Annotated in this window: 26 protein-coding genes and 1 pseudogene; 17 read left to right on the forward strand and 10 right to left on the reverse strand. The window is 70.8% G+C overall.

Annotated elements, in window-relative coordinates:
• Positions 1-29 precede the first annotated feature (29 nt).
• From ACN28I_RS31405 to ACN28I_RS31415, 3 genes are all read right to left on the reverse strand, one after another.
• Positions 30-773 carry a pentapeptide repeat-containing protein gene (locus tag ACN28I_RS31405; RefSeq protein ID WP_420945598.1) on the reverse strand — a complete coding sequence of 248 codons (744 nt, stop codon included), beginning with the start codon at positions 771-773 and terminating at the stop codon, positions 30-32.
• A 129-nt stretch (positions 774-902) separates the two neighbouring features.
• Positions 903-2,489 (reverse strand): LVIVD repeat-containing protein, encoded by a 1,587-nt coding sequence (locus ACN28I_RS31410; RefSeq protein ID WP_420945599.1) that lies wholly within the window; start codon positions 2,487-2,489, stop codon positions 903-905.
• 132 nt (positions 2,490-2,621) lie between these two features.
• Positions 2,622-4,568 (reverse strand): molecular chaperone DnaJ, encoded by a 1,947-nt coding sequence (locus ACN28I_RS31415; protein ID WP_420945600.1) that lies wholly within the window; start codon positions 4,566-4,568, stop codon positions 2,622-2,624.
• A gap of 203 nt (positions 4,569-4,771) precedes the next feature.
• Here ACN28I_RS31415 and ACN28I_RS31420 point away from each other — a divergent pair, with 203 nt between their 5' ends.
• The 6 genes and pseudogenes from ACN28I_RS31420 to ACN28I_RS31445 all read left to right on the forward strand — a co-directional run bounded on the left by ACN28I_RS31420 (position 4,772) and on the right by ACN28I_RS31445 (position 9,885).
• The gene (locus tag ACN28I_RS31420; RefSeq protein ID WP_420945601.1) at positions 4,772-4,993 is read left to right on the forward strand and encodes a hypothetical protein; all 222 of its coding nucleotides are present in this window, start codon (positions 4,772-4,774) and stop codon (positions 4,991-4,993) included.
• Between the two features lie 4 nt (positions 4,994-4,997).
• The gene (locus ACN28I_RS31425; protein ID WP_420945602.1) at positions 4,998-5,903 is read left to right on the forward strand and encodes a CapA family protein; all 906 of its coding nucleotides are present in this window, start codon (positions 4,998-5,000) and stop codon (positions 5,901-5,903) included.
• An 18-nt stretch (positions 5,904-5,921) separates the two neighbouring features.
• Positions 5,922-6,686 carry a M15 family metallopeptidase gene (locus tag ACN28I_RS31430; RefSeq protein WP_420945603.1) on the forward strand — a complete coding sequence of 255 codons (765 nt, stop codon included), beginning with the start codon at positions 5,922-5,924 and terminating at the stop codon, positions 6,684-6,686.
• A gap of 88 nt (positions 6,687-6,774) precedes the next feature.
• Positions 6,775-8,067 (forward strand): annotated as a pseudogene (locus tag ACN28I_RS31435) (PAS domain S-box protein); the annotation flags it as partial.
• 283 nt (positions 8,068-8,350) lie between these two features.
• Positions 8,351-8,560, forward strand: a complete 210-nt coding sequence (locus ACN28I_RS31440; protein ID WP_420948753.1) for a sensor histidine kinase — start codon at positions 8,351-8,353, stop codon at positions 8,558-8,560.
• Positions 8,561-8,655: 95 nt separating this feature from the next.
• Positions 8,656-9,885, forward strand: coding sequence for a Bcr/CflA family multidrug efflux MFS transporter (locus tag ACN28I_RS31445; protein ID WP_420945604.1), 1,230 nt, complete (start codon positions 8,656-8,658; stop codon positions 9,883-9,885).
• Between the two features lie 19 nt (positions 9,886-9,904).
• Here ACN28I_RS31445 and ACN28I_RS31450 read toward each other — a convergent pair whose 3' ends face one another.
• The 3 genes from ACN28I_RS31450 to ACN28I_RS31460 all read right to left on the reverse strand — a co-directional run bounded on the left by ACN28I_RS31450 (position 9,905) and on the right by ACN28I_RS31460 (position 12,563).
• The gene (locus ACN28I_RS31450; protein WP_420945605.1) at positions 9,905-10,807 is read right to left on the reverse strand and encodes a LysR family transcriptional regulator; all 903 of its coding nucleotides are present in this window, start codon (positions 10,805-10,807) and stop codon (positions 9,905-9,907) included.
• Positions 10,808-10,849: 42 nt separating this feature from the next.
• A complete protein-coding gene (locus tag ACN28I_RS31455) occupies positions 10,850-11,164 on the reverse strand; it encodes a hypothetical protein (protein ID WP_420945606.1) in 315 nt (104 codons plus the stop codon).
• Positions 11,165-11,276: 112 nt separating this feature from the next.
• Positions 11,277-12,563 (reverse strand): AmpG family muropeptide MFS transporter, encoded by a 1,287-nt coding sequence (locus ACN28I_RS31460; RefSeq protein ID WP_420945607.1) that lies wholly within the window; start codon positions 12,561-12,563, stop codon positions 11,277-11,279.
• Between the two features lie 233 nt (positions 12,564-12,796).
• On the opposite strand from ACN28I_RS31460, the gene ACN28I_RS31465 reads away from it, so the two are divergent.
• Entirely contained in the window at positions 12,797-13,414 is a 618-nt protein-coding gene (locus tag ACN28I_RS31465; RefSeq protein ID WP_420945608.1) for a glutathione S-transferase family protein, read from the forward strand.
• Positions 13,415-13,511: 97 nt separating this feature from the next.
• On the opposite strand, the gene ACN28I_RS31470 is transcribed toward ACN28I_RS31465, so the two are convergent.
• A complete protein-coding gene (locus ACN28I_RS31470; protein ID WP_420945609.1) occupies positions 13,512-14,123 on the reverse strand; it encodes a hypothetical protein in 612 nt (203 codons plus the stop codon).
• A gap of 290 nt (positions 14,124-14,413) precedes the next feature.
• Here ACN28I_RS31470 and ACN28I_RS31475 point away from each other — a divergent pair, with 290 nt between their 5' ends.
• From ACN28I_RS31475 to ACN28I_RS31490, 4 genes are all read left to right on the forward strand, one after another.
• Positions 14,414-14,614, forward strand: a complete 201-nt coding sequence (locus tag ACN28I_RS31475) for a hypothetical protein (protein WP_420945610.1) — start codon at positions 14,414-14,416, stop codon at positions 14,612-14,614.
• Positions 14,615-14,721: 107 nt separating this feature from the next.
• A complete protein-coding gene (locus ACN28I_RS31480; RefSeq protein WP_420945611.1) occupies positions 14,722-16,008 on the forward strand; it encodes a LamB/YcsF family protein in 1,287 nt (428 codons plus the stop codon).
• A complete protein-coding gene (locus ACN28I_RS31485) occupies positions 16,009-16,893 on the forward strand; it encodes a biotin-dependent carboxyltransferase family protein (protein ID WP_420945612.1) in 885 nt (294 codons plus the stop codon).
• A gap of 12 nt (positions 16,894-16,905) precedes the next feature.
• Complete coding sequence (locus ACN28I_RS31490; RefSeq protein WP_420945613.1) at positions 16,906-17,529, forward strand: SRPBCC family protein; 624 nt, start codon at positions 16,906-16,908, stop codon at positions 17,527-17,529.
• Between the two features lie 84 nt (positions 17,530-17,613).
• Here the strand turns inward: ACN28I_RS31490 and ACN28I_RS31495 are convergent, their stop codons facing one another.
• A complete protein-coding gene (locus tag ACN28I_RS31495; RefSeq protein WP_420945614.1) occupies positions 17,614-18,024 on the reverse strand; it encodes a hypothetical protein in 411 nt (136 codons plus the stop codon).
• A 212-nt stretch (positions 18,025-18,236) separates the two neighbouring features.
• Here ACN28I_RS31495 and ACN28I_RS31500 point away from each other — a divergent pair, with 212 nt between their 5' ends.
• Positions 18,237-18,776 carry a GNAT family N-acetyltransferase gene (locus tag ACN28I_RS31500; RefSeq protein ID WP_420945615.1) on the forward strand — a complete coding sequence of 180 codons (540 nt, stop codon included), beginning with the start codon at positions 18,237-18,239 and terminating at the stop codon, positions 18,774-18,776.
• Positions 18,777-18,825: 49 nt separating this feature from the next.
• Here ACN28I_RS31500 and tkt read toward each other — a convergent pair whose 3' ends face one another.
• Positions 18,826-20,880 (reverse strand): transketolase, encoded by a 2,055-nt coding sequence (gene tkt / locus ACN28I_RS31505; protein ID WP_420945616.1) that lies wholly within the window; start codon positions 20,878-20,880, stop codon positions 18,826-18,828.
• Positions 20,881-21,059: 179 nt separating this feature from the next.
• Between tkt and ACN28I_RS31510 the strand changes: the two genes are divergently transcribed.
• Positions 21,060-21,662 (forward strand): hypothetical protein, encoded by a 603-nt coding sequence (locus ACN28I_RS31510; protein ID WP_420945617.1) that lies wholly within the window; start codon positions 21,060-21,062, stop codon positions 21,660-21,662.
• Positions 21,663-21,806: 144 nt separating this feature from the next.
• On the forward strand, positions 21,807-22,295 hold the full coding sequence (locus ACN28I_RS31515) for a hypothetical protein (RefSeq protein ID WP_420945618.1): 489 nt from the start codon (positions 21,807-21,809) through the stop codon (positions 22,293-22,295).
• A gap of 15 nt (positions 22,296-22,310) precedes the next feature.
• Here the strand turns inward: ACN28I_RS31515 and ACN28I_RS31520 are convergent, their stop codons facing one another.
• Positions 22,311-24,014 carry an MASE1 domain-containing protein gene (locus tag ACN28I_RS31520; RefSeq protein ID WP_420945619.1) on the reverse strand — a complete coding sequence of 568 codons (1,704 nt, stop codon included), beginning with the start codon at positions 24,012-24,014 and terminating at the stop codon, positions 22,311-22,313.
• 104 nt (positions 24,015-24,118) lie between these two features.
• Here ACN28I_RS31520 and ACN28I_RS31525 point away from each other — a divergent pair, with 104 nt between their 5' ends.
• From ACN28I_RS31525 to ACN28I_RS31535, 3 genes are read left to right on the forward strand one after another with little or no spacing between them, the layout of a single operon-like run.
• Complete coding sequence (locus tag ACN28I_RS31525; protein WP_420945620.1) at positions 24,119-24,736, forward strand: hypothetical protein; 618 nt, start codon at positions 24,119-24,121, stop codon at positions 24,734-24,736.
• Positions 24,737-24,766: 30 nt separating this feature from the next.
• Positions 24,767-25,912: a serine hydrolase domain-containing protein gene (locus tag ACN28I_RS31530; RefSeq protein WP_420945621.1), complete on the forward strand. Its 1,146-nt coding sequence runs from the start codon at positions 24,767-24,769 to the stop codon at positions 25,910-25,912.
• Complete coding sequence (locus ACN28I_RS31535) at positions 25,909-26,223, forward strand: hypothetical protein (protein ID WP_420945622.1); 315 nt, start codon at positions 25,909-25,911, stop codon at positions 26,221-26,223. The genes ACN28I_RS31530 and ACN28I_RS31535 overlap by 4 nt, the downstream gene beginning before the upstream one ends.
• Positions 26,224-26,415 lie beyond the last annotated feature (192 nt).

The raw sequence follows: 26,415 nt of genomic DNA on the forward strand, positions 1-26,415 counted from the left end.
TGGTCCTCTGCTCTCCGAGAGGGCTTTGCTCAACGGGGGCGGGTAGGAATGCACCGTCCCACGGAGCCCTTTTTGCAATTGCTGTAGTCGATCCAGGTGGCGCCCGACAGCCGCGCCTCCGTCAGGTCCGCCCCCTCCAGGTTGGCCAGTTCCAGATTGGCGTCGCGCAGGTCGGCGCCCCGGAGGAGGGCTCCCTCGAAGTTGCACTTCGCCAGGATCGCGGACCGGAGCCTCGCTCCCGAGAGATCCGCGCGCATGAGGAGCGCGCCTCCAGTGGGAACGTGGTAGAAATGCGCCTTCTTTGGGCGGCGATAGGGGCCTTCCCATCCGGTCAGGCTGCCATCTTCCAGGTTGATGCCGCGCAGGTTGGCACCCTCGAAGTTGACGGACTCCAGATCGTCGGCGGTGCGCAGATCCACCCCCTCCAGGTTGGCGCCCTGGAACTGCGCCCTCAGCAACTCGGCATCATCGAGCCGCACCCCGCGCAGGTCCGCCTGCCGCGCATCCGCGCTCCATAGCCTGGCGCCAGTGAGGTCGGCGTTGCGCAGGCGCGCGCGAGCCAGCTTCGCGCCCGACAGCGTCGCCCCCTTGAGGCGGGCCCCCTCGAGGTCCGCCCCCTCCAACGAGGCGTCTGTGAGATCGCACCCCTCACACTCGCGCGTCTCCAGCAGGCGCCGGACGGTCTTTTCACGCTCGCTGAGGCACCCGAAGAGAGCGGGTCCGCCCAGCAGCAGGAGGGAGAGGAGACGGCCGAGGCGCATCGGGTGTCGCATGGCCCCGGACTCTACCGCGTCCCCCGTGCGCCGCTTCAGGGCCCGGTGCACCCGTGCGTGCGGACGCAACCGGCCCCGAAGGCGCCTCCCCGGGTGGTGGCGGTGGCCCCGCGCTGAGGCCTCGTCGGCTCACTGCTCGCGCAGGATGAGCAGCCCGCGCAAGGAGTCCACCGCGTAGATGAACCCGTCGCCGGGGACGCGGATGCCGAAGGCTCCAGAGAAGTAGTGGCCCGGATCCTCATCGGTCTCGCGCCAGGTGTTGTAGTACGCCACCTGGGTGGGCTGGGTGGGGTTGGAGACGTCCAGCACGCGCACGCCCTCCTGGTACCACGCGATGTAGAGCTTCTTGCCCACCAGCACCATGTTGTGGATGGAGATTTCGGGGCGGAGCTGGAACTCGCCAATCTTCACGATGTTCGCCGGGTCCGTGATGTCCAGCACGCGCAGGTGCTCGCCGGGGCCCTCGCCCCCCTCGAAGGCGATGGTGCGGCCGCCGAAGGTGCCCACCGCGTTGTGGTGGGCGTACTGCGGCTCGTAGCTGAAGCTGCCGAGCTCGCGGATGTCGCTGGGGTTGCTCGCGTCGGCCACCACGAAGCCGTAGGGGCCATTGCTGATGTAGAGCCGGTCTCCCGTGGCGAACACGTCGTGCGGGTTCGACGCGTAGCGGCCGAGCTCGACGGGCTCGGTGGGCGTGGTGACGTCGAAGAGGAGGACTCCCTTGGAGGGCGCCGCGGCGTAGAGGCGGTTGCCCTCGACGAAGACGGTGTGGATGTTGAGGTGGGTGGCCGGCAGGGTGCGCACCAGCCTGGGATTGGCCGGCTCGCTGATGTCGAAGACGAGCACGCCCCTGGCGGCGCTGGCCACATAGAGCGCGTCTCCCTTGGCCCACACGCCGTTCCAATAGGCGTCGTTCTCGAGCTGGAGGCTCTTCACCTTCACGGGCGCGGACGGGTTGCTCACGTCGAAGACGGTGAGGCCGCCCTGCTTCTCGTCCTGGATGATGGACACCACGTAGGCATGGCTCTTGGTGACGTAGACGTCCACCGGGTAGCCGATGTCCACGGGGTTCTCGGAGACGAGCTCCAATCCGGAGGCCTCGGACTCACCAGTGCGCCACTTCATCCGCTGGGTCTTGAAGGTCTCCGAGTAGGAGTACTTTCCGTTGCTGCAGACGGCCATGCAGCCGGTGAACCCGGGGGCCTGGGGCGCCTCGCAGGTGGCGAGCATCGTGGTCCACGTGGTGCCGCGCGAGGTGGTGAAGCTGCTGGAGTAGAAGCGGGTGTTTCCGTCGCTCGCCTGCCCGGTGATGGGACGGCCCTCGAAGTACTGGGTGCCGCCGTCACCGCGGAGGCGGAGGGTGACGGCGTGGAAGGACGGGGGGCTGTCGTCGAAGCGGGTGGTCATCAGATACAGGCCGTCGGTGCCCGCGTTCGCGAGCGGCTCGCGGTCACACGCCGAGAGATCGAAGAAGCTGAAGAAGCTGGAGTCAGTGCAGTCCGCCCCCCGTGCGGCGGTGACGGTGCAGGGTGAGAAGGGGCCCGTATCCGTCCACGTGTTGCCCGTCTCCTCGAGCGGGACGTAGCCGCCATCCCACTCGTAGCCGGTGCCGGCATCGGGGGTGGAGGCGTCCGGCGAGTCCGGGAGTGAGGGTGGGCAGCCGAGCAGCGTGGCGGCGCAGACGAGCAGCGTGGTCCAGGTGACGCGATTCCAGGTCATGCGGACAGCTCCCGGGGTGAGAGGGTCTCGCATGCTCCGGGATGCGTGCGCCCCCGCGCAATCGGGGAGTTCCACCGGGTGGGTATTCACCCGGGCTCGTTTGAAGCCAGACGCGAAGCCTTCAACCGGGCTTCACCGGGAGGTGTCGGGACGGAAGCGCCGCTCGATGCGCGAGCGCAGCAGCTCCAGCACTTCCTTCTCGGAGGTACCGGCCCCGGGCTCCAGCTTCAAGCTGATGGCGCCCCGGGTGACGGGGGCCTCGGTCTCGAGCTCCTTGCCGCGCTGCACGAGCCGCAGGTGCGCGGGGTCCAACTCCACGCCGTAGGGCTGGAGGTACAGGTCCACGAAGCGCTGGAGGAGCTGGGCGGTGGTGAGGGTCTCGCGCTCCTCGGGGAGGAGCTGGAAGCCGATGGTGGTGCCCGCCAGCCGCAGGCCCTGCTCGACGATGGTACCGAGCCGCAGCGAATGGGGCAGCAGGGCCTCCTGGCCCTCGGAGCGGCTGTAGAGCCAGTAGCTCTTTTGCACGTGGGCGCACAGCGGGCAGAGCATGCCGTTGAGCTCGTCGAGCCCGCGGGTGCGCAAGAGGTGCTGGAGGAGCACCTCCTCGCCGCAGCGCTTGCACTGCTCCTGGGGGCCGATGACGGCGAGCACGGAGCGGCCCCGCTCGGCCACGTCCGCGCGCTGGAGGGCCAGCGGCACGGCGGCGAGCAGCTCGGCGTCACGCAGTTGGAGGCCGAAGCGCACCTCCTTCTTCATCACCCGCATGCCGAGCTCCAGGTGGCGCGGCAGCCGGGTGAGGGCCTGGTCGTAGGTGGGCGCCTCCGGCATGTCGAGCTCGCGCAGCAGCTCGTAGCGCTCGGCCCAGGCCTCGGTGGTGTCGAGCCCCGGCGGTGGACGGCCCGCGGCCTCGGCGAAGAAGGCCATGAGGGTGAGGGCGACCTGCCAGGGCTCCTGGGTGACGGCGTCCTCGAGGCGGCGGGCGAGCTCGCGTGCGGCGGGAGTGGCACGCTGGCGCTCGAGGCGGAGCACGCCCTGGCGCACCAGGGGGCTCTCCTGCACGGGATCGAAGACGCGGAGCTTCCGCCCCTTCACGTTCTCGGCGAGCGTGGACATGCGCTTGTTCCTCAGGGAAGTCAGTGTGCGCGCGGCGCGCTCGAGCTGGCGCATGCGGGCGCGGGCATCCTGGGCGAGCCCCTGCAGCTCCTCGTCCATCTCCGCGCGCGTCTCGGCGAGGTAGTCACGGCCCTCGGCCTCGCGGCGCTTCGCTTCCTCGTGGAGGCGGGCGGTGGCGGTGGAGCGCAGGCTCTCGCGCTGCTGGCGCAGGGAGTGGACGGCGGTGGAGAGGATGCGGATGCGGCGCTCGAGGTGGGCCAGGCGCTCGTCGTCGGTGAGGTTGCCGGGTGCGGTGTCGCCCGCGCCCACCTTGGCGGCGATGAGCTCCAGCGTGGTGCGGTCTCCGGCCTCGTAGGCCACGTTGACACGGGCCATGAGGGCGTCGAGCCGCGTGCGCTCCTCGTCCGACTGGGCGAGGTCCGGGTGGAGCAGCCGGGCCAGACGGCGGTGGAGCCGCTTGAGGGCCACGGCCTCGTCCTCGCGTTCGGCCTGGAGCTCTTCCTCGGAGGGCGTGTCGTCCTCGGGCGCCTCCTCGTCCTCGACGGTGTCCTCGTCCTCGTCGTCGAAGGAGCCGCGCTCGGGGCCGGTATTGGAGGACTGGCGCGCGGAGGTCTGGGGCGGAGCGGCGCGCTCGGGGGGCTTTTTTGGATCAGCCGGAGGAAGGGCGGGCTGCTCGAGGAGGCGGGTGAGGGCGGAGGCGGCGTCCTGGAGGTTGCGGAGCCGGCGCAGGAGGCGCTCGGAGCGGCTCACCTCCTCGAAGGAGGCGGCGAGGGAGTCCTCGTAGGCGCGGGAGAATCGCTGCAGCTCCAGGCCGAGCGAATCGAGCTCGGTGTCGAGCGAGTCGATCTCGGCGAGGAGCTCCTGGAGGCGCAGCTCGGCGCGGCGCAGGGGCGACTCCTCGGGGGGAGGCGCGACGCGGAGCAGGGCCGACTCGGGAGCGAGCGGTGCTGTCGACGAGGAGGACATGGCGCGGGGGACGGAGGGTACCGCGAGGGCGGGGTGATCGCCCGTAAATGCCCCGAGCGCAAGTAGGCGCCTGCCTGCCCTGGGGACGGGCTTTCACGGCACGCTCGGCTCACCCGGGCTTCCGGCTCCGGCGAGCCCCCCGTGCAAGTCCGGCCCGCTCCGGCCTATGCTTGGGGCACCACCGACCCCCCCGGAGGAGCGCCATGGCTGGCAGAGACCCCAATCGCCGCGTCTACGGAACTCAGCCCCTTCGCCGCGTGGGCGGCGGCCAGGACAGCATCGACCGGGAGGCCCAGGAGGGCCCCGCGGAGTCCCCCATCCCCTCCGTGCGCGAGCAGCGCCAGATGAACGCGCCGCTCAACCCCGGGCGCAAGAGCTTCGCCGAGGCCCTCGAGCGGTTCGGCACTCCCGCCAAGAAGAAATAGCCCGATGCTCGGCCTGCTCCTGCTGTGTCTGGGCGCCGCACCCGTGACGGTCTCTGCCGCGGGAGACCTGCACCTGGGCTCCGCCTCCACCGAGGCCCACGTGGCGCCCCTGTCCAAGCTGCTCCAGGGCGACGTGCGTTTCGTGAACCTCGAGACGCCCATCACGAGGTACGGCAGCGAGTCCGGGATGGCCCCGGGTGGCATGCCCACGGGCCCGCTGCGCTTCAACGCGTCCCCGGCGGTGGTGAAGTGGCTCAAGGGCCGGGTGAACGCCGTCTCGCTGGCCAACAACCACGCGCTGGACCAGGGCGAGCTGGGGCGCACCGAGACGTCCGCCCTGCTGCGCGAGCAGGGCATCCAGGTGGCCACGCCCACCATGGACGCGGAGCTGAAGGTGCGGGGGCGGCGCATCCGGCTGCTCGCGCGCGATCTGCCCGAGTCCTGGTCCCCCGAGGACGAGTCCACGCTGGCGTCCCGGGTGCGCGAGGCGCGCGAGGGCGGGCCGGTGCTGGTGTCGCTGCACTGGGGGCGCACGGGGGCGCTGCTGCCCACGGAGGAGCAACGCCGGCTGGCGGAGAAGCTCATCGACGCGGGGGCCACGGCGGTGCTGGGGCATGGCCCGCACACCCCGCAGGGCATCCAGCGCCACGGGCGCGGCGTCATCGCGTACTCGCTGGGCAACCTGGCCTTCGTCTGTGGCTGCACGGACGAGCGCGACGCCTACGTGCTGCGCTTCCGCATCGATGACGAGGGGGCCGCGGTGGACGTGGAGGCCGTGCCGCTCCAGGCCGGGCTGTACGAGCCTCCCCGGCGCGCCGAGGACCCGGGCGTGGCCCAGCTCATCCACAGCCTCTCCGAGGACCTGGGCAGCCAGGCGCGCATCGAGGGCGGACGCGTCCTCATCCGCTGACCGGAGCCTCCAGTGCGAATGAGACTCCGCGCGAACAGCCCCCTGCCCCTCGTGCTCACGCTCGTGCTCGCGGGCCGCGCCGGGGCCGGGGAAGCCCCCCCGCGTGCCCTGGCCTGCCTGGCGAAGTGGTACCCGGTGGAGCCGGTGCAGGTGGACGGCGCGTGGCACGTCAAGCTGGCGGGGACCCTGCACCCCTGGGACGACGGGAAGACGAAGTCCTTCGCGGAGAAGCTGGAGTCCCCGGACCTGGAGGACACGTTCTCCCTTCCGTACACCCCCGGGCCCATCCAGCCGGTGACGCGCGAGAACGAGGACCCGGGGCGCATCCGCTTTGAGCCGCTCTTCCACGCGGCCTACGGCGCCACCGAGGCCCAGGTGGACGTGGTGGACATCGGCTTCCTCGGGCAGACGCTGAAGGTGAACCGCAAGGCGGCACCGGCCTTCGAGCGCGTGGCGAAGCGGCTGGACGCGGAGGTGAAGAAGGAGCCGTCGCTGCGGCCGTACCTGAAGAACCTGGGCGGCACCTTCGTGTGGCGGAAGATCGCCAACACGCGCCGCCAGAGCGCGCACTCCTACGGGGTGTCCATCGACGTGAACGTGAAGCGCTCGCACTACTGGGAGTGGGCGAAGCCGAAGGCGCCGGTGCGCTGGGCCAACCAGATTCCCCAGGCCCTCGTGGACGCCTTCGAGGCCGAGGGCTTCATCTGGGGTGGGCGCTGGTACCACTACGACACGATGCACTTCGAGTACCGGCCGGAGCTGTTGGATTCGTCTTGCAGGTGACCAATCCATCGCCCGGATGCCCGGTTTCCCTGCTCCGGGTCCCCTCCTCCGGCTGGTGCTGGCCCGGGAGGAGGCTTATCCACTGGGAATGAACACCCAGGAGAGCTCGCGCGGGACGTCTCAGGAGGCTTCCCAACGGGAGCAGGGCCACGAGCCGCGCGACTGGTGGTTGGAAGCGGAGCTCCGGCAGGCCCGGGAGCAGCTCGAGCGCCGTGACCGGCAGTTGGAGCTGCTCACACTCGCCGCGAAGGATCTCAACTCGAGCCTTCATGACCTGGACGTCATCCGGCGGCTCGTCTGGACGGCGATGGAGCTGGTGGACGCGGCCGAAGGCGTCTGGGGACGGGTGGTCGATGGCCGCATGGTCATCATGGAGTCCCTGTGGCGGGACGGGCGGCCCATCGAACCCCGCCATGTCGTCTTCGAGCCGGGCGTGGGGGTCCCCGGCCACGTGATGCTCACCGGGCAGCCGTACATCTCGAACGACGCGGCCCATGATGCGCATGTCCTGCCATGGCTCCTGAAGACCCGGGGGTTCTACAACCTGATCGACCTGCCCATCTTCGACCGCTCCGGAGCGCTGGTGGGGTGCTTCGAGCTCCACGACAAGAAGGACCGCGCGCCCTTCACGCAGGAGGACCTGCGGCTCCTGGAGTCGCTCCGGGCCCTGGCCGGGATGGCGCTGGAGAACGTGCGGCTCCAGGACACCGTCCAGGCCGAGCGCAGGAGCCTCGCGGCGAGTGAGAGCAGGTTCCGCCGGCTCTTCGAGTCCAACCTGATCGGCATCGTCTTCGGCGACATCGAGGGCGGCCTCTACGACGTGAACGGCTACTACGCCCGGCTCCTCGGTCTCTCCCGGGAGGACGTGCTCGCGGGCAAGGTTCGCTGGGATGTCCTCACTCCGCCGGAGGAGCTGGAGAAGGACAGGGCCGCGGCGAAGGAGATGCTCGAGTCCCCCGAGGGGGTCTGCACGCCCTACGAGAAGAAGTACGTCCTCCCGGACGGCCGCGTCGTCTGGGTCCTCCTGGGGTGTGCCTTCATCGATGAGGAGCGCTTCAAGAACGTCGCGTTCGTGCTCGACATCAGCCAGGGCAAGGAGGCCGAGGAGCTGCTCGCGAGGTTCCTCAACAGTGAGCAACTGGCCCGGGAAGACGCGGAGACCACCCTGTCGCAGCTCCGGCTCGAGCGCGAGCTGCGGGAGCAGTTCGTCTCCTCCCTCAGTCATGATCTCCGCACGCCGCTGACCGCGGCGAAGATGAGCGCCCAGCTCATTCCCCGCCAGCCGAATCTGCCCGACAAGGTCTACGCGCTCGCCGCCCGGGTGCGGCAGAACATCGACCGCGCGGACCAGATGATCACCGACCTGCTGGACACCAACCGCATCCGCGCGGGCCAGGGGCTGCCCATCGAGGTGGCTCCCTGCGAGCTCCGGCAGGTGGTGGCCGACACGCTGGAGGAGCTCTCGAGCGTCCATGGAGAGCGCTTCCTCTTCCGGGGCGAGGAGCGGGTGGAAGGCACCTGGGATGCGCGGGCCCTGCGCAGGCTCGTCGAGAACCTGTGTGGCAATGCCATCAAGTACGGAGATGGGACGCGGCCGGTGACCGTGAGCCTGACGCGGGAAGGCGAGCAGACGGAAGCTCGCCGTCCACAACTGGGGCAATCCCATCCCCTCCGGAGAGCAGCAGCAGCTCTTCCAGTACTTCGCCCGGACGAAGAGCGCGGAGGCCAGTGGAAAGAAGGGCTGGGGCATCGGGCTGACGCTGGTGAAGGGCGTGGCCGAGGCGCATGGGGGAAGCGTCCACGTGGAGAGCACCCCGGAGCAGGGGACGACCTTCCGCGTGCGCCTGCCCGGGACGGCGAAGCCTCCCGCGTAGGGCGCCTCGCCGCTGGGTCCATTGTTCTCCTGGCGGAACACTGTGTCCGTCCGGCGAGCCTTGGGTCATCCCGTGCCGGCGGTTAGAGAGGCACGATGAGCTCCCCTTCCTCGACCCAACGGCGTGCCCTGTTGCTGTTCGTGCTCGGCACGCTGACGGCGTTCGGCCCGCTGTCCATCGACATGTACCTGCCGAGCCTGCCCTCCATCCAGGAGGACTTGGGGACGTCCGCTTCCCTGGTCCAGCTCACCCTCGCGGCGTTCATGGCGGGCCTGGGCATGGGCCAGTTCATGTATGGCCCCCTCTCGGACCGGTTCGGCCGCCGGAGGCCGCTCATCGCGGGCATCGTGCTCTACATCCTCGCGTCCGCCGCCTGTGTGTTCGCTCCGAGCGCCCACTGGCTCATCGCGCTGCGCTTCCTCCAGGCGCTCGGTGGCGCCGCCGGAGCCGTCATCGCCCGCGCCATCGTTCGCGACCTCTACAGCGGCCGGGAGATCGCCCGCGTGCTCTCCCTGCTCATGCTCATCATGGGCGCCGCCCCCATCCTCGCCCCGCTCCTGGGCGGCCAGGTGCTCCAGGTCGCGGGCTGGCGGGCCATCTTCGGGGTGCTCGCCGTGCTGGGCCTCGTGGCCCTGGTGCTCACGCTGGTGGCCATTCCCGGCGTGTCGCCCCACACCCGGAGGCCCGGCGCCAGCTCGCTCGGGACGAACCTCCGCGTCCTCTTCTCCGACCGGCGTTTCCTCACCGCCACGTTCGCCGGCGGCTTCGCGCAGTCCGGCATGTTCGCCTACATCTCCGGCTCGCCCTTCGTGTTCATGGACGTCCTCCATGTCTCGCCCGAGCGTTTCGCCTGGCTCTTCGCCGCGAACGCCTTTGGCCTCATCGGCGCCAGCCAGCTCAACCGGCGGCTCCTCGCGCGCCGCTCGCCCGAGCGCATCACCGTCTGGGCGTCGCTCTTCATGGTCCTCATGGGCGCCACCCTCCTGGTGCTGGCCGTGAGCGGACTCGGACGCGTCTATACGCTCGCCCCCGCCTTGTTCCTGTTCATCTCCAGCATCGGCTTCGTGACGCCCAACGCGGCCGCGCTGGCCCTGGAGGATCATGGCGCCCGGGCCGGGGTGGCCTCCGCCGTCCTCGGCTCCCTGCAGTTCGCCGTGTCCGCCGCGGCCTCGGCGTGCGTGGGGCTCCTCAACGATGGGAGCATGCTGCCCATGGCGGCCGTGATGGCCATTTGCGCCGGGGCCTGCTGCGTGACGGCCCTGGGCATGCCCGCGAGGAAGCAGGACGAGGCCCAGGACGCCCCCGCCACCGCCTCGGCGGCCTGAGGCCCGGCTCCGAGGCCCTCTACTCCCCGCGGAACACCTTGCGGAAGTGCTCGGTCATGAAGTCGATGAACACGCGCACCCGCTGCGGCAGGTGCTTGCGCTGCGGGTAGACGAGGGAGATGACGAGCGGGTCCGCCGCGTACGTGTCGAGCACCGACACCAGCCGTCCCTCCCGCAGGTCCGCGTCCACGAGCGAGCCCGGCAGCCGGGCCAGCCCGAGGCCCTCGAGCGCCGCCTCGCGCAGCACGGCGATGTCATCCACCACGAGCGTGCCCGAGACGGGGACGACGGTGGAGCCGCCCTCCAGCCGGAAGTTCCACTGTCTGTCCCGCATGCGCAGGCAGTTGTGCGAGGCCAGGTCGTGGGGCGTGGCGGGCGGGGGGCGCCGGGCGAAGTAGGCGGGCGCGCCGCAGATGAGCCGCTTCTCGGTGCCGAGCCGCCGCTCGATGAGGGAGCGCTCGTGGGGATATTGGAAGAGCCGCACCGCTACGTCGAAGCTCTCGGTGACGGGGTCCACCCGTCGGTCCGACACGGACAGCTCCACCTGGATGCGGGGGTAGCGCTCGGCGAACTTCTCCAGCAGGGAGGGCAGCGGGTGCAGGGCGATGCCCACGGGGGCGGAGACCCGCACGAGGCCCTCGGGGATGGTGCCCACGTTGCCGAGCAGGTCCGACGCCTCGTCCGCCACGGAGAGCAGGTGCGCGCACTGCGCGTAGAGCCGGGCACCCTCGGGGGTGACGGACAGGCGGCGTGTGGTGCGTTGCAGGAGCCTCACCCCGAGCCGTCGCTCGAGCGCGGCCACGCGGGTGCTCACCGCCGACTTGGAGAGGCCCAGCCGCGCCGCGGCACCCGAGAAGGAGTGGGCCTCCACGACGCGGGCGAACACCGTCATGGCCACCAGGTCGTCGAGTGAGGCGCCCACGATTGTTCTCCTGCCAGAACAGTGCGTGGGCCGTGCCGCCGCTCAGTACCCGTCTGGCTTCTTGCCAGGGTAGGCGGACCAGTAGCTCTCGGGAAGCGGATTGGTCCCATGGTCACTGCGCACGCCGTCGCCGTCCGGAATCTCACCGACGCCACCGCAGGCCACCTCCTCCTCGGCCTCCTGGGCGCAGCGCTTGCGGAAGTCGTCCGAGTCCGGGGACTCGTACCGCGGGCTCTGGTGGGCGCTCTGCTGCTCGCGGGTGGGTTCTTGTTCTTTTTGGTCGTTCCGCACGTCCGTGGGGCGTCCGAACATGTCCTCGGCGGGCTGCGGGGGGGGCCGTCTGTCCTGGTTCGCCATGATGCGATACCTCCAATCATCAACGGTCATGACGTGCCCGCCCGGCGGCAAGGAAGCCACGGGGTCAGGCAGGAGGGCAGGCGGGAGAGCGGAGCGGGGGCGCCCCCGGGGCTCAGCGCGCCACGGCGGGGGCGGGCGAGGCGGCTAACTCGGCGGGCGCGGGCTCCGGCTCCTCGACGGGGGCGGCGATGCCCTCGGGGAGGAACTTGAGGAGCACGAGCGCGGGCAGGGCGAGCACCACGGTGAGGCCGAAGAAGCCGGCCCAGCCCATGGCCTCGGCGAGGAAGCCGGAGGAGGCGGTGAGCATGCGGCCGCCGAAGTTGGCCAGCGCGGACAGCAGCGCGAACTGGGTGGCGCTGAAGCGCTTGTTGCACAGCGACATGGTGAAGGCGCCAAAGGCCGTGGTGGCCATGCCGCCGCACACGTTGTCCGTGCAGATGGCGAGCGCCAGCACCAGGTGGTTCTTGCCCACCAGCGCGAGCGCCAGGAAGGTCAGGTTGGTGAGGGCCTGGAGCGCGCCGAAGATGAACAGGCTGCGGCGCATGCCCAGCTTCGCGAGCAGCGCGCCCCCGAAGAGCGCGCCCACGATGGTGGCGCCCATGCCCACGCCCTTGCTGATGGTGCCCACCTCCAGGTTGGTGAAGCCCAGCTTGAGGAAGAACGGCGTGGTCATGCCGCCCGCCACGGCATCCCCCAGCTTGTAGAGGAGCAGGAAGAGCAGGGCGAGCACGGCGCCGTTGCGGCGGAAGTAGTCGAGGAAGGGGACGACGGCGGCCTCGGTGAGGGTGCGCGGCGGGCGCTGGCCCTGGGGCTCGCGGGCCACCAGCGTGGCCAGCACGCCCACCAGCATCAGCGAGGCCATGATCCAATACGTCTGAGACCAGCCGATGAACTGCGAGAGGCTGAGGGCCACGGCACCCGAGGCAATCATGCCGAAGCGGTAGCCCATGACGAAGGTGGCGACGCCGAAGCCGCGCTCGGCCTCGGAGAGGGTGTCGGTGCGCCACGCGTCGGAGACGACGTCCTGACTGGAGGAGAGGAAGGCCACCAGCAGGGCGAGACTCGCCATGGTGAAGGGCTGGTCCTTGGGGTTGACGAAGCCCATGGCGGCGATGGCGCCCATGAGTCCGAGCTGCGTGAGCAGCATCCATCCGCGGCGCCGGCCCAGGAAGGGCAGGGCGAAGCGGTCCATGACGGGCGCCCAGATGAACTTGAAGGTGTAGGGCGAGGAGACGAGGGTGAAGATGCCGATCGTCTTGAGATTGACGCCCTCGTTCGTCATCCAGGCCGAGAGGGTGCCACCCACGAGGAGGAGGGGCAGACCGGAGGCGAAGCCGAGCGCCACGAGGAGCCAGGCACGCGGGCTGCGAAGGACCTGGAAGATGGAGGGCTTGGACATGGGCAGGGGCACAGAATACCGGCCCCCGGGAGGAATCCATCCTTTGTGTCGAGGGCGCGGGCGATGCAATGTCCGCCCGGCTGCTCTCCAAGCCCGCCCCTGTCGTCCGCCGGGCGTCCGGCCCCCCCGCCCGCTCCCCCGGGAGCCGGTAGCACGAGGGCCTCGCTCATGGCTCGCACTCAGGGGTGAAGCTGGCGTATAGGGGCGGCACCCGCATCCCCCGGAGAAGCACCATGAAACTCTACGAGAACCCGTTCTCCAGCGCCGCTCTGAAGGTCCGCGCCGTCATCCACGAGCTCGGCCTGCCCGTCACCCTCGTCACCGTCGACATGGCGAAGGGCGAGCACAAGGCGCCCGAGTTCCTCGCCAGGAACCCCAACGGCAAGGTGCCCACGCTCGTCGAGGACGACGGCTTCTGTGTCTGGGAGTCCAACGCCATCATGTGTTACCTGGCCGCCAAGAAGCCCGAGAGCGGGCTGCTGCCCACCGACGCGCGCGGCATGGCCCAGGTGCAGCAGTGGCTCCAGTGGCAGGCCAGCACCTTCGCCGCTTCCACCGGCGAGGTGATGATGGAGACCCTCTACGCGAAGTTCTTCGGCAAGGCCAAGGACGAGGCGAAGTACGCCGCTGGCATGGAGAAGGTCCGCCGGGACCTGGCCGTGCTGGAGAAGACGCTCGCCGGCAAGGAGTTCCTCTGCGGCAAGCTCACCCTCGCCGACTTCTCCGTCGTCTCCGCCCTGGTCCTGCGCACCCCCATGGGCGTGGACCTCGAGGCCTTCCCCCACGTGAAGGCCTGGGTCGCTCGCATGGAGGCTCGCGAGAGCGTCCGTAAGTCCCTGCCCCCCATCTAGTGGCGGGGCGGTCCGGGGTGGGGGCTCCTGGGTTCAACCCGGGGCCCGAGATACCCTCACCCCGACCCTCTCCCGAGGGGAGAGGGAGTGGTGCGGACTACCAGCGCTGACGCGACTCGCGGCGGTCCTCGCGACGCTCCTGCCGGTCCTCGCGCAGCTCCTGCTTCGTCTGCTGCACTTCGTGACGGGCAATCTGGATGAGCTGCACGATGAGGTTGCGCTCCCGCTGCAGGTCCGCGTAGTTCCGGTTGCCCATCACCCAGTTGAGCTCCCGGGCGATCGCCATCCGCGACTGCAGCGTGGCCGCCTCGACGCGCGTGTCCTTGATGTCGTCCCGGCGGTCGCGCCGGTCATCCCCACGGCCCCAGCGCGAGTCCCGGCGCACCTCCCGGGTGCTCCGGCGCACCTCCCGCTTGTCCTTCTCCAGCTCGATGCGGCTCTCGTTCAGCTCCTGGCGCAGCAGCTCGCGCAGCCTCGACTCCACCGCCGTCATCTCGCGATCGTCCTGCCGCGACCACGCCCGGTCAAAGCGCGCCAGCACTTGCTCCAGCTCGGCCACATCGCGCCGGTCGTCCCGCAGCTCGCGCCGGTCCGTGCGGATCTCCTGGCGGTCCTGCGCACGCTCGCCCCGGTTGTTGCCCCACTGCTGGGCCTGGGCACTGCCGGTCAGAAGGAGCGAGGCGACAAGGGCGGAAGAGAGGAGCTTCATGGTGTTCATCCTTTGGGTTGGGGCGTTTCCGTCAACACCTGGTCAGACGGGGCCCCCCGGATTTTATTCGAACCCCTCGTGCCACCCCGATGCAGGGACTCCGGGTGAGGTGCCCCCGTGCCCGGGGTGCTGGCATCCCCCCCTCGGGCGCTGGGGTTCGATGGGATGATCTTCCAGGGCATCGCGCGCCAGTCCCGCGCGGCGTTCTACCCCCACGTTCTCACGGGGGTTCGGGGCCATGAGCTCTTCATGCTGCTGTTCATGAACCCGTCCGGGAGGAGCGGCTCGACGTGCCGTGGGGCCGGGTGAAGTCCGTCATCGTCGAGGAGCGCCAGAAGAAGGACAGCGACGGGGACTCCATGTCGCTCCGGTGCCCCACCGTCGTGCTCACCGGCCCCGAGGGGGAGCTCCGGAACGAGGCCCTCGTGGAGTGGACCGATGAGAACAAGGCCGCGGCCCTGGTGAAGTGGTTGGAGCAGCGAGTGAGGTAGTCCCAGGCCCTGCCGCGTGGCTGTGGACCGCGAGGGCGTCCAGGTCTACCGTGCGCCACATTCCAGGACAGCGGCGTCTGGTGTTTCAACGAGTGGGGGCGGCGCGAATGGCGGAGTGTCTCCTCAACATCGACCTGGGCGAGCTGCCCGAGGAGGACGAGCGGCTGTATGCGTCCGCCCAGGTGGCCAACATCGCCTGCGGCGGGCACGCGGGCGACGAGCAGTCCATGCGCCGGGCCCTCGCGGCCTGTGCCCGTCATGGCACCCGCGCCGGAGCCCACCCCTCCTATGAGGACCGCGCCCACTTCGGCCGCCAGGAGTTGCAGGTGGCCCCGGAGGTGCTCCGCGCCCAGGTGGCCGCCCAGTGCTCCCGGTTGATGGTGCTCGCCTCCGAGGTGGGCGTGCCCGTGCGCTACGCCAAGCCCCATGGCGCGCTGTACCACGCCGCCAACCGGGACCCCGCGCTCGCCCGCGCCGTCGTGGAGGGCGTCCTCGAGGCGCTCGGCCCCGGCATCACCTTTTTCGGACCGGGCTCCGGCGCGCTGCGCGAGGCCGCCCGGGCCGTGGGGTTTTCCTATGCGCGCGAGGGCTTCGCGGACCGCGGCACCCTGCCGGATGGGTCCCTCATTCCTCGCGGGCAGCCGGGCGCCGTGCTGAGCGACCCCGCGGTGGCCCGGGAGAACGCGCTGCGGCTGGCGCTCGGAGGCACGGTGGACACGCTGTGCGTGCACGGGGACTCTCCGGGCGCGGTGGACATGGCCCGCGAGGTGCGCGCCGTGTTGGAGGTGCTGTCCCTGCGCTCCGAGCCCATGGGGGAGGGCGCGCTGCGGCTCGTCCTGCCCGCGCGGTTGGAGCGGCGCCGGATGCTGGAGTCCCTGAAGGCCGAGCCCGGCGTGGTGGACGTGGTGATGTGCGAGGAGTACGCCAGCGTGTACTTCGACCCGGCGGCGCCTCCGGAGGATCCCCGGCGCGTGCTGGGGCGGCTGGCCGTGACCGCCGCGCCGCTGGAGGAGCCGCCGCTCATCACCGTGCACGTGCGCTACGACGGGCCGGACCTCGAGGCCGTGGCCGAGCGCGTGGGGCTGTCGGTGGATGACGTGGCGCTGCTGCACGCCTCGCGCGAGTACACGGTGCGCAGCATCGGTTTCCTCCCCGGCTTCGCCTACCTGGGCGAGGTGGATGGGCGCATCGCCGCGCCCCGGCTGGCCACGCCGAGGCCCCGTGTGCCGGCGCTCTCGGTGGGGCTCGCCGGGCGCCGCACCGGCATCTACCCGTTCGCCTCGCCGGGCGGGTGGAACCTGCTCGGCACCGCCGTGGATTTCACCGCCTTCCAGCCCGGCTCCGGTGCGCTGCTGCGCCTGGGGGACCGGGTGCGTTTCGAGCGGGTGGACTGAATGGACGCGTGGCTGGAGGTGCTCGAGGCCGGTGGACCGGCGATGGTGCAGGACGGTGGCCGCGCGGGTTTCATGCACCAGGGAGTGCCGCCCGGAGGCGCGCTGGTGCCCGAGTGGCTGGCCGCGGCCAACCGCTCGGTGGGCAACGGGTGGAGCGCGGCGGCGCTGGAGTGTTACGGCCGGCTGGAGCTGCGGCTGCACGGGCGCGGCGCGTGGGTGTCGGTGGACGGCCGGGCCTTCCGGGTGGAGGCCGGTGGCCCGTTCTCCGTCCCGGCGCCCGAGGCGGGCGTGGTGCGCTACGCCGCCGTGGAGGGGGGGCTCGGCCTGCCCGAAGTGCTCGGCGGGCGGGGGACGCTGCCGGTGGCCCGGTTGGGCGGTATCGACGGCCGGGTGTTGAAGCGCGGGGATGTGCTGCCGCTCGGGGCCGGAGGAGGCCCGCGCGAGGAGCCCGGTGGGGTGTTGCCGCTGGAGGCCGAGGTGCGGGTGGTGCTCGGGCCGGACCTGGGGCGCTTCGGCGGGGACGCGGTGGAGGTGTTGCTGGAGAGCGCCTTCACGGTGTCGCCGACGAGCGATCGCGTGGGCATGCGGCTGCGCGGGCCGGGACTGCCCCAGGCGGATGAGGGCTCGGGGCTCTCGGGGCCGATGGTGCGGGGGGCCCTCCAGGTGCCCGGGTCCGGCGAGGTCATCGTGCTCGGGCCGGACCATCCCACCACGGGCGGCTACCCGGTGCTCGCCGTGGTCATCCGCGCCGACTGGGGACGCCTGGCCGCTCGCAGACCGGGGGCCACCGTGCGGTTCCGCGCCGTGAGCGTGGACGAGGCGCGTGACATCTGGCGCCAGCAGGCTCCGGTGTATGGTGCCGCGCCGGAAGCCGTCACCCGGTGACAAGGGGAGTACATGAAGCGCGCGCTGAAGCGTCTGGGCCTTGGATTCGTGGGGCTCGTGGTGGTGTTGACGGTGGTCGGACTGTTCCTGCCCAGGCAGTGGAAGGTGGAGCGGTCGATCGTCATCAACGCCTCGCCCGAGCACATCCACCCGCTGGTGGATGACCTCAAGGCCTGGCAGTCGTGGGCCGCGTGGACCAAGGACATGGACCCCGAGGTGAAGAACGAGTACGGCGGTCCCGCCTCGGGCGTGGGGGCGTGGTGGGCATGGGAGGGCCCGAAGATGGGGCTCGGGAAGATGACCATCACGAAGAGTGATGTGGCCGCGGGCGTGTGGATCGACGAGATGATCGAGACGCGCGAGGCGGTCAACGCGCACGGCTCGCTCACGTGGACGCAGGAGGGCGGCGGGACGAAGGTGACCTGGGTGGACAGCGGGACGCTGCCTCCCATCATGGGCGGCTACTTCGTCGGGATGATCAACACCATGCTCGGCAACAACTTCCAGCAGGGCCTGAAGCACCTGAAGGCCGAGGTCGAGAAGCGCCGGGCCGCGGAGCAGGAGGCGGCCCAGGCCGCGCAGCCGGTGCCCGCCGAGGCCGCGCCCGCCGTGCAGGCCGCGCCCGCGGTGCCTTGAGCCGCTCTCCGAATCCGTGACGGACGAAACGGCCCACGAGCCTCGCGCCCGTGGGCCGTTTCATTTCCGGGTGTGGCCGGGCTGTCACTTCATCGGGTCGGTGCTGCGCTCGGTGTCGTTCATGTCCTCATTCGGAATGGGCTGATTGGCCGGCGCGCCCGGGTTGAGCGGCTCGTCGCCCGTCTCGCCGCCGAGGGTGTCGTTCGTCGGGTCCATGGGCTCGGGCTCGAAGCCCGTGCCGCCCGTGCCGGGCTCGGCGGGGATGTCATCGTGCACGCCGGGCTCCATCTCGCGCGTGCCCTCCTGGGGCAGCGGATCCACCTCCTCGCGGCCGCGGTCCATGGTGTCGACGCCCGCGCCGCCCGTGCCGGCATCCGTCGACATGGTGTTCGTCTGGTCCGTGCTCGTATTCGTGGTGCCCTTGTCCGTCTTGCACCCGGTCCCGAACGCCACCGCACCCGCCACGAGTCCTGCCAGCAGAAGCTTCGTCTTCATGTGTGTCTCCCCTCCGTTGGGTGTTTCGTTTGCGGTCGGGAAACTGAGGCGCGCTCCCGGTTCGTGCAGCGGGGGCTTGCCCGGCAGGCCGCTGGGCGGGAGCGAGTCCCCGAGAAAAGAGAAGGCCTTTTCCCAAGGGGTTACGCGCTTGGGTCTGCGTGGGACGTCCGTGTGACACGGTGGCCTGGAGAGCAGGCGCTACAGTAGCCGCCATGACGACTCCGGACCTCCGTCTGGTTCCCGCCCTGCCCGAGCACGTGGACCTCTGGATGGCCATGCGCGAGGAGCCCGTGTCCCGCAGGCTCATGCCGCTGGAGCCTTCCTCGCGCGAGTCGCTGCTCGAGCGGATTCAAGAGGCGACCAGCGACCTGTCGGACCCGAAGGCCACGAGCTTCCGGTGGATGGTGGAGCTGGACGGGCACATCATCGGCACGGTGGCCGCGAGGGAGCTGTCGCGGTTCCAGGGGCGCATCGAGATTGGCTACATGCTCTCCAGCGCGTACCACGGCCGGGGCCTCGGCACGCGGGCGGTGGCGATGGCACTGGAGCGGCTCTTCGAGTGGCCATTCCTGCACCGGGTGTGGCTCACCACCGCGGCGGACAACCTCCCATCCCAGGGACTGGCGAGGAAGCTCGGCTTCACGCTGGAGGGCGTGATGCGCGAGCACTACCTCATCGACGGCCAGCGCAAGGACCAGCAGGTGTGGGGCCTGTTGCGCTCCGAGTGGGAGACGCGGCGCTCGAGGCGGTAGCCAACACCCGTCCCCCTCTCCCTGCGGGAGAGGGGGCGCTACACGGTGACTACTGCTTCGCCCGCTCGATGACCTCGCGGGCCACCTTCACCACGTTGTCCACGGTGAAGCCGAACTTCTGCTGCAGGGCCTTGAGCGGAGCCGAGGCGCCGAAGCTGCGCATGCCCACGATCGCGCCGCGCAGCCCCACGAAGCGCTCCCAGCCGAACGCCGCGGCCTTCTCCACCGCCACGCGCGCCCTCACGCTCGAGGGCAGCACCTGCTCGCGGTACGCCTCATCCTGCTGCTCGAACAGCTCCCACGAGGGCATGCTCACCACGCGCGCCTTCACGCCCTGGGCCTCGAGCTGCTCCTGCGCCTGGAGGCACAACTGCACCTCGCTGCCCGTGCCAATGAGGATGACGTCCGGCGTGCCCTTGCTGTCCGACAGCACGTAGGCGCCCTTGGCCAGCCCCGAGGCCGGCGCGTACTTCGTCCGGTCCAGCGTGGGCACCGCCTGCCGCGTGAGCACCAGCACCACCGGCTGGTGCTTCAGCGGGGCAATCACCCGCCACGCCTCCGTCACCTCGTTGGCGTCCGCGGGGCGCAGCACGATGAGCCCCGGAATCGCGCGCAGGCTGGGGAGCTGCTCCACCGGCTGGTGCGTCGGGCCGTCCTCGCCCAGGCCGATGGAGTCATGGGTGAAGATGTGGATGCTCGGCAGCTCCATGATGGCCGACAGGCGGATGGGGGGCCGCTCGTACTCGCTGAAGATGAGGAAGGTGGCGCTGTAGGGGCGCACCTTGCTCAGCGCCAGGCCGTTGATGATGGAGCCCATGGCGTGCTCGCGCACACCGAAGTGGATGTTGCGCCCCGAGAGGTCCCCCGGCTTCATCGCGCCCGAGAAGGACAGGTACGTCTTCGTGGACGGGTTGAGGTCCGCCGAGCCGCCCACCAGCCACGGGTAGTTCTTCGCCAGCGCGCTGAGCACCTTGCCGCTCGACTCGCGGGTGGCCACGCCCTTGGCGTCCGCGGGGAACACCGGCAGCTCCTTGTCCCAGCCCGCCGGCAGCTCGCGCCGCTGCATGCGCTGCAGCTGGTCCGCCTGCTCGGGGAACTGCTTCTGGTACTCGGAGAAGCGCGCCTCCCACTCGGTGCGCAGCTTGCGGCCGCGCTCGCCCATGCGCTCGCTGAAGCGCTCGCGCACGCCCTCGGGCACCAGGAACTTCGCGTCCTCGGGCCAGCCGTACTTGCGCTTGGCGCCCTTGAGCTCCTCCTCACCCAGGGGCTCGCCGTGGGCCGAGGCCGTGCCCTGCTTCTTGGGGGCGCCGAAGCCAATCTGCGTGGTGACGATGATGAGCGTGGGCTGGCCGCGGTCCTGCTTGAAGGTGCGGAAGGCCCGCGAGAGCGCGTCCAGGTCGTTGCCGTCGGCCACGTGGAGCACGCGCCAGCCGTAGGCCTCGAAGCGCTTGCCCACGTCCTCGGTGAAGGCCAGGTCCGTGCTGCCGTCGATGCTGATGCGGTTGCTGTCGTAGACCCAGCACAGGTTGGGCAGCTTCAGGTGGCCCGCGAGCGAGGCGGCCTCGCTGGCCACGCCCTCCATCAGGTCTCCGTCACCGCACAGCGCATAGACGTCGTAGTCGAAGAGCTCGAAGCCCGGGCGGTTGAAGTACCCGGCCATCCAGCGGCTGGCGATGGCCATGCCCACGGTGTTGGCGACGCCCTGGCCCAGCGGGCCCGTGGTGGTCTCCACGCCGCTGGTCCACCGGTACTCGGGGTGGCCGGGGGTGGAGCTGTCGAGCTGGCGGAACTTCTTGATGTCCTCCAGGCCGACGGCCACCTGGTCCTCGGTGGTGTACTCCGAGGTGACGCGGCGCACGCCCGTCAGGTGCAGCAGGGCGTAGAGGAGCATGGAGGCGTGCCCGTTGGAGAGCACGAAGCGGTCGCGGTTGGGCCAGATGGGGCTGGCCGGGTCGTAGCGCAGCTCCTGCTGCCAGAGCTGGTAGGCCACGGGCGCCAGCGCCATGGGGGCGCCCGGGTGGCCCGAGTGGGCCTGTTCCACCGCGTCCATGGAGAGGGTGCGGATGGTATTGATGCAAAGCCAATCGGTCGAATCGTGGGTCATGTCTGGGAGTCCTCGTGCCCGCGGACCCTGCACCATGCCCGAAGCGGGGCGGGAGCGCCGCAGCATTCGGCATGGGATGCGCGGAGGTGGACGGCGAGGGGGCGAGGCGTGGCCGGGTCGACAGAGCGGGGGTCCGAGGGACTGGCGGTAGGAGCCACTGAGTGGCATATGGTGCGCGCATGTCGATCGAAAAACCGTTGCGGGAGATGGTCCAGGCGGAGCTTCGGGGCCGGCTGGGTCCCATGCACAAGGCCATCACGCGCATGGGTGAGCGGCTGGAAGTCATCGAGGAGCTGGTGGACATCGTCCAGCGGCTGGCGCCCCTGGCGACGCGGATGCAGTCGCTGCAGCTCGCGTTGCCGGGCATCACGCTGCCGGGAGTGACGCGAGGCCGGGGCGCGGCGGTGCCGGCGGCGAGGGGCGTGCAGCAGGCGGCCGAGGTGGTACCGGCGCGCCGGGGCCGTCCTCCCGCGGCGCGGACGGGGGATGAGCGGCGGTGCGCGGTGATGGGGTGCAAGCGGCCGGCGCGCTCGAAGGGGTACTGCTCGGCGCACTACCAGAAGCTGCGGTTGCTGGTGAAGTCGAACCGGCGGCCGGACAAGTGGGTGGACGACGCGTCGCCGCAGTCGGTGCCGGAGGTGGTGTTGCCGAGGGGCCGTGCGGCGTCGAAGGCGTTGGCCGAGGCCGCGCCGCAGAGGCCGGAGCCGGCGGCCCCGCCGAAGCCCAAGGCGTGGGTGCGCAAGAAGGGTGGCAAGGAGCGCGTCGAGCTGAGCCGGGGCTGAGCCCGGGCCGGGGCCCACCGAGGTTCCACCCGTGAACGCCGTCCCGCCGTCGAGACGCCTGCCTGCTCCTGAGGCGGGTTGGCCCGAGCACCTCGGCCCCCCGGAGTCGTTGACACGGTGGGGCGAGAGTGATTTCCGGCGGGAATGAGCGATCAGGGTTATCCGGTGACGGTGGCAGTGAGGCGCCCGGACGGGCGCGTGGAGCAGGTGCGGGTGGGGACGGCGTTCCGCAATGGGGACGGTTTCTCGCTGAAGCTGGGAGAGATGAGCATTGGCGCGACGCCGGACGCGGCGGCGGCGCCTCGTCGCGCGGCGGCCTCGGGTGGCGGAGGAGGCGGTGGCGGTGCGGGAGAGGTGTTCCCGAACTACGGCCGCAGCAAGGGAGGCCCCATCCGTGGCGCGAGCATGGGGGACCTGGAGTACTACGCCAATGGCGCGAGGCGTTCGCTGAACGACCCGAGCAAGTCGCGGTGGCACGACCGGGAGCGGCAGCTCCTGGCGGCCATCGAGGCGGAGATCGCCCGGCAGCGGGGTGGTGGCGACGGGGGTGGGGGCGAGGACGGGCCGCCTCCGCACGGGGACGACGACTTCAGCGGCGGCGGCGGGGACGACGACAACGGCATCCCGTTCTGACGGAGCGGGCGCGGCTCAGGCGGCGGAGGAGGCGGCCCGGGCCAGGGGCAGGAGGACGATGAAGGTCGTCCCCTGGTCCGGGGTGGAGCGCACCTCGACGAGCCCCTGGTGGGCCTCGACGATGCGCCGCACGATGGCGAGCCCCAGGCCGGTGCCCGAGGCCTTGGTGGTGTAGAAGGGCTGGAAGAGGCGCGCCATGACCTCGGGGGCGATGCCCGGGCCCGAGTCGGTGATGGAGACGCGGGCCTGGGGTGTGCCGCCGCGGGACTGGCCGAGGCCCAGCTCGACGCGCAGGGTGCCGCCCTGGGGCATGGCCTGCAGGGCGTTGGTGAAGAGGTTGCTGAGCGCCAGGTGCAGGAGCTGCGCGTCCAGGGGGATGTCGGGCAGGTTCGGGGCCATTTCGCGCGTCACCTGCACGCGCGGGGTGTGCGGCTGGGAGCGCAGGGAGGCCTCCAGGGCACCATCCACCACGGAGCCGAGCGGCTGGGGCAGGAGGCGGGGCTCCTGGGGACGGGCGAAGTCCAGCAGTCCGTTGATGAGGTGGTCCAACCGGGCGACCTCCTCGCTCATGACGCCGAGCAGCTCCCAGGAAGTGGTGTGCTCGGGGCGGGACAGGCGGGTGAGGGCGGCCACCGAGTTGGCGATGACGCCCAGGGGGTTGCGCACCTCGTGGGCGACGCTGGCGGACAGCTCGCCGAGGGCGGCCAGACGCTCGCGGCGCACCAGCTCCTGCTGGGCGGTGGCCAGGGCATACAGGGACTGGCGCAGCTCGCGGTTGAGGAGGGTGGCCATCTCCTGGGCGCGCCGGCGCTCACCGAGGGCGGCGGCGAGCAGCAGCCCGGAGACGCCCACGGCGGCCAGGAAGGACTGGAGGAAGACGAGGCGCTCGGGGGTGGCGCGGTCCCCGGACTCGAGGGCGAAGGGGCCGCTGCCCGCGAGGGTGTGCTGGAGGGCCACGGCCGTCAGGGCGAGCATGGCCGCCGCGGTGCCGCGGGCCTCGAAGCGCAGCGCGGCCCAGAGGATGAAGGGGAAGGCCAGGTAGCTGACGGGGTGGTAGAGGTTGGAGGTGGTCAGCTCCCAGTGGAAGCCGGAGTGCACGGTGTAGACGAGCACCCCCAGCAGCACGGCGAGCTCCGCCTGGCGCGCGCGGCTCCAGCCCTCGAGGCCGCGCGTGGACCAGGAGAGCAGGACGGGGGTGACCAGCAGCACGCCCATGGCATCGCCGACCCAGAAGACGCGCCACTGGTTGCCCCAGTCCACCCAGGAGATTTTTCCCTGGAAGGCCAGGAGGGTGACGCCCGGGGTGGCGCCGAGCACGGTGCTCAGCAGGGCGCCGAGTCCCACCAGCATGAGCACATCGCGGACGCGCTCCAGGGAGGGACGGAAACCGGCGTAGCGGCGCAGCAGGAAGGCTCCGGCGAGTGCCTCCAGGGCGCTGCCGGTGGCGACGAGGAAGCCGGGCAGGTGCGGCAGCTTTCCCGGGAAGGCGATGAAGGGCTTGAGGAGGACGGCCAGGAGCAGGAGGGCGGGCCAGTCGCGGAAGCGGGAGAGCAGCAGCGCGGCGAGCAGCACGCCGCTGGGGGGCCACAGGACGGAGAAGTGCTCGTCCGGAGAGCTGAGCCGCATGCCCAGGTGGGTGCTGGCGCAGAACACGAGTGCGAACAGGGCCAGCCGTCCGAGCGGAGGCCAGCGTTGGAGGATGTGCTTGGAGTCTGGCACGCGTTACCCGCCGTCGCTGCCACGGTGGCACGAAGCGAAGGGCGGCGGAAAGCCCCCGGGGTGGGAGGCGCGGGGGCGCCGTGTCGATGATATGACACGGGCCCATGTTCCCCTCGAGAGCGGATGTGTGGGTACTGGCGCTGGCGCTGGTGTTGTGGATGGTGCCGATGACGGCCCGGGCGGCGCCGGAATCGGCACGGCTGTTGCCGGCGGGGATGATGACGGAGCACCCGGCGAAGTGGATGGCGCTGGAGCTGGGCACGGGGGCGGGGGCGGCGGTGGTGGCGGTGCCGGCGACACTGGCGCTGAGCGCGTGGGTGGGCTCGCTGTCGTCGAATCTGGTGCTGGCGGCGGCTCCGGCGATGGTGCTGCTGTTGGCGTTGCCGCCGCTGGCGGTGACGGGGGCGCAGTGGCTGGTGGGCAATGCGTTGCAACCGGGCAGCGTGCGCTTCCAACCGGCGGTCTGGGTGGCGCTCGGGGTGCATGTGCTGGCGGTGACGGGGGCGGTGTTGCTGGGGGCGACGGTGGATGACTTGGGAGACGCGGCGCTCTTCACGCTGGTGGAGGCGCTGGTGCTGCCCACGGCGGTGACGCTGACGATGCGCGCGACGGCTCCGGTGCCGCCGCCCACGCTCTCGCGAGTCCTCGAGCGCCCGCGCTCCCTGGAGGAGGCCACGGCCTCGCGGGCCGTGGTGGTTCCCCTGCTGCGTTACACCTTCTGACCGGTTCCTCCCATGCATCGACTTCGCGGAATGACTCCCCTGTTCCTGGCCACGGCCCTGGCGCTCGCGCTTCCGGCCCAGGCCGAGTGCCCCCCCACATCCACCCCCTGGCCGACGGAGACCTGGCCCGACGCCCGGGCGGAGGTCGCCGCAGCGAGGGCGGCGCAAATCCAGGCGCTGGAGGACTACGCCTTCACGCTCCAGGGGAAGGATGAGGAGCGCAAGGGTGTGCGCACGGATGGCGTCGTCATCATCCACAAGGGCCGGGTGGTGTACGAGCGCTACGGGCGCGGCTTCGACGCGAGCAAGCGGCACCTGGCCTGGTCGATGTCGAAGAGCTTCACCAGCGCGCTGGTGGGCATCGCGGAGAAGCGGGGATCGCTGAAGCTGGACGACTCCATCTGCCAGTACGTGAAGGCGAAGCGGCAGGACAACTGCGCCATCACGGTGCGCCACCTGCTGGAGTTCGCCTCGGGGCTGGACTGGCGGGAGGACTACGAGAACGGCGGCACGTACCAGACGTCCTCGGTGCTGGCGATGCTGTACGGCGAGGGCCGCGGGGACATGGTGTCCTTCATCACCGCGCACGAGCGGACCGATGAGCCGGGCACGTCGTGGAGGTACTCGTCGGGGGACGCCACGCTGCTGGCCGGGGTGCTGGACGCGGCGCTGAAACCCTCGCTGGGCAAGGATTGGCCGTGGGTGTTGCTGCTCGACAAGCTGGGGATGAAGAGCGCCACGTGGGAGCGGGACGGCAAGGGCGTGGTGGTGGGCTCCTCGTACCTGCACGCCACGCCGAGGGACCTGGCGAAGTTCGGCTACTTCTATCTGAACAACGGCTGCTGGGCGGGCGAGGAGGTGTTGCCCCCGGACTGGGTGATGCGCTCGACGCAGGTGTCCGAGCCCATCCAGCGCAAGGCCTACGAGCGGGGCCGGGACGACGTGCAGGGCTGGCAGTGGTGGCTCAATCGCCCCATCCCCCATGTGCAGACAGAGCTCCCCTTCCCCAGCGTGCCCGAGGGTGCCTACGCGGCGCGGGGGCACTGGGGCCAGTCCATCTCCATCATTCCCTCCAAGGAACTCATCGTGGTGCGTACGGCGGATGACCGGGACGGTTCGTTCTCGTTGGACACCTTCCTGAAGCTGGCCCTCGCGGTGGTGGAGGAGCAGCCATGAGCCCGAGCCGTGCACTGCTGGTGCTCGCGTGTGCCGCGGCCCTGTCCTGCGACAGGGGGGACACGGTGCGGCGCCCCTACGACAACAATGACCTGCAGCTCGTGACCTCGTACACGGCGAAGGACTTCTGCTCGTGCGTCTTCGTGATGGAGATGAGCGAGGAGTACTGTCGGCGCTGGACGGCGGCGAGCCCGGCGGTGGCGACGCTGACGGTGGACTACAAGGAGCGCAGCGTGCAGACGGCCGCGGCGTTGCTGTGGGGCGAGAAGGCCCGCTTCGTCAGCGAGCGCGACGGCTGCGTGCTCGAGTAGAGCCCGCTTCCTCTCGAGGGCGGGGCGTCTCGCACTACCGGACTTCAGGGGGCCTCGTCTTCCCGCGACCGCTGGCCTCTACTGCGTCCTGACTTCGAACCCGCCTGGGTGAGCGGAGTGGGAGGTGTCCGTGCGTGTTGCCGCCGGAGGTCTGTCCATATTTCGGGCCGCACGGTGGTGGGGGGTCCTGCT

Origin of the sequence: Archangium gephyra, assembly GCF_049060025.1 — a bacterium.
Lineage (GTDB): Bacteria > Myxococcota > Myxococcia > Myxococcales > Myxococcaceae > Archangium > Archangium gephyra_A.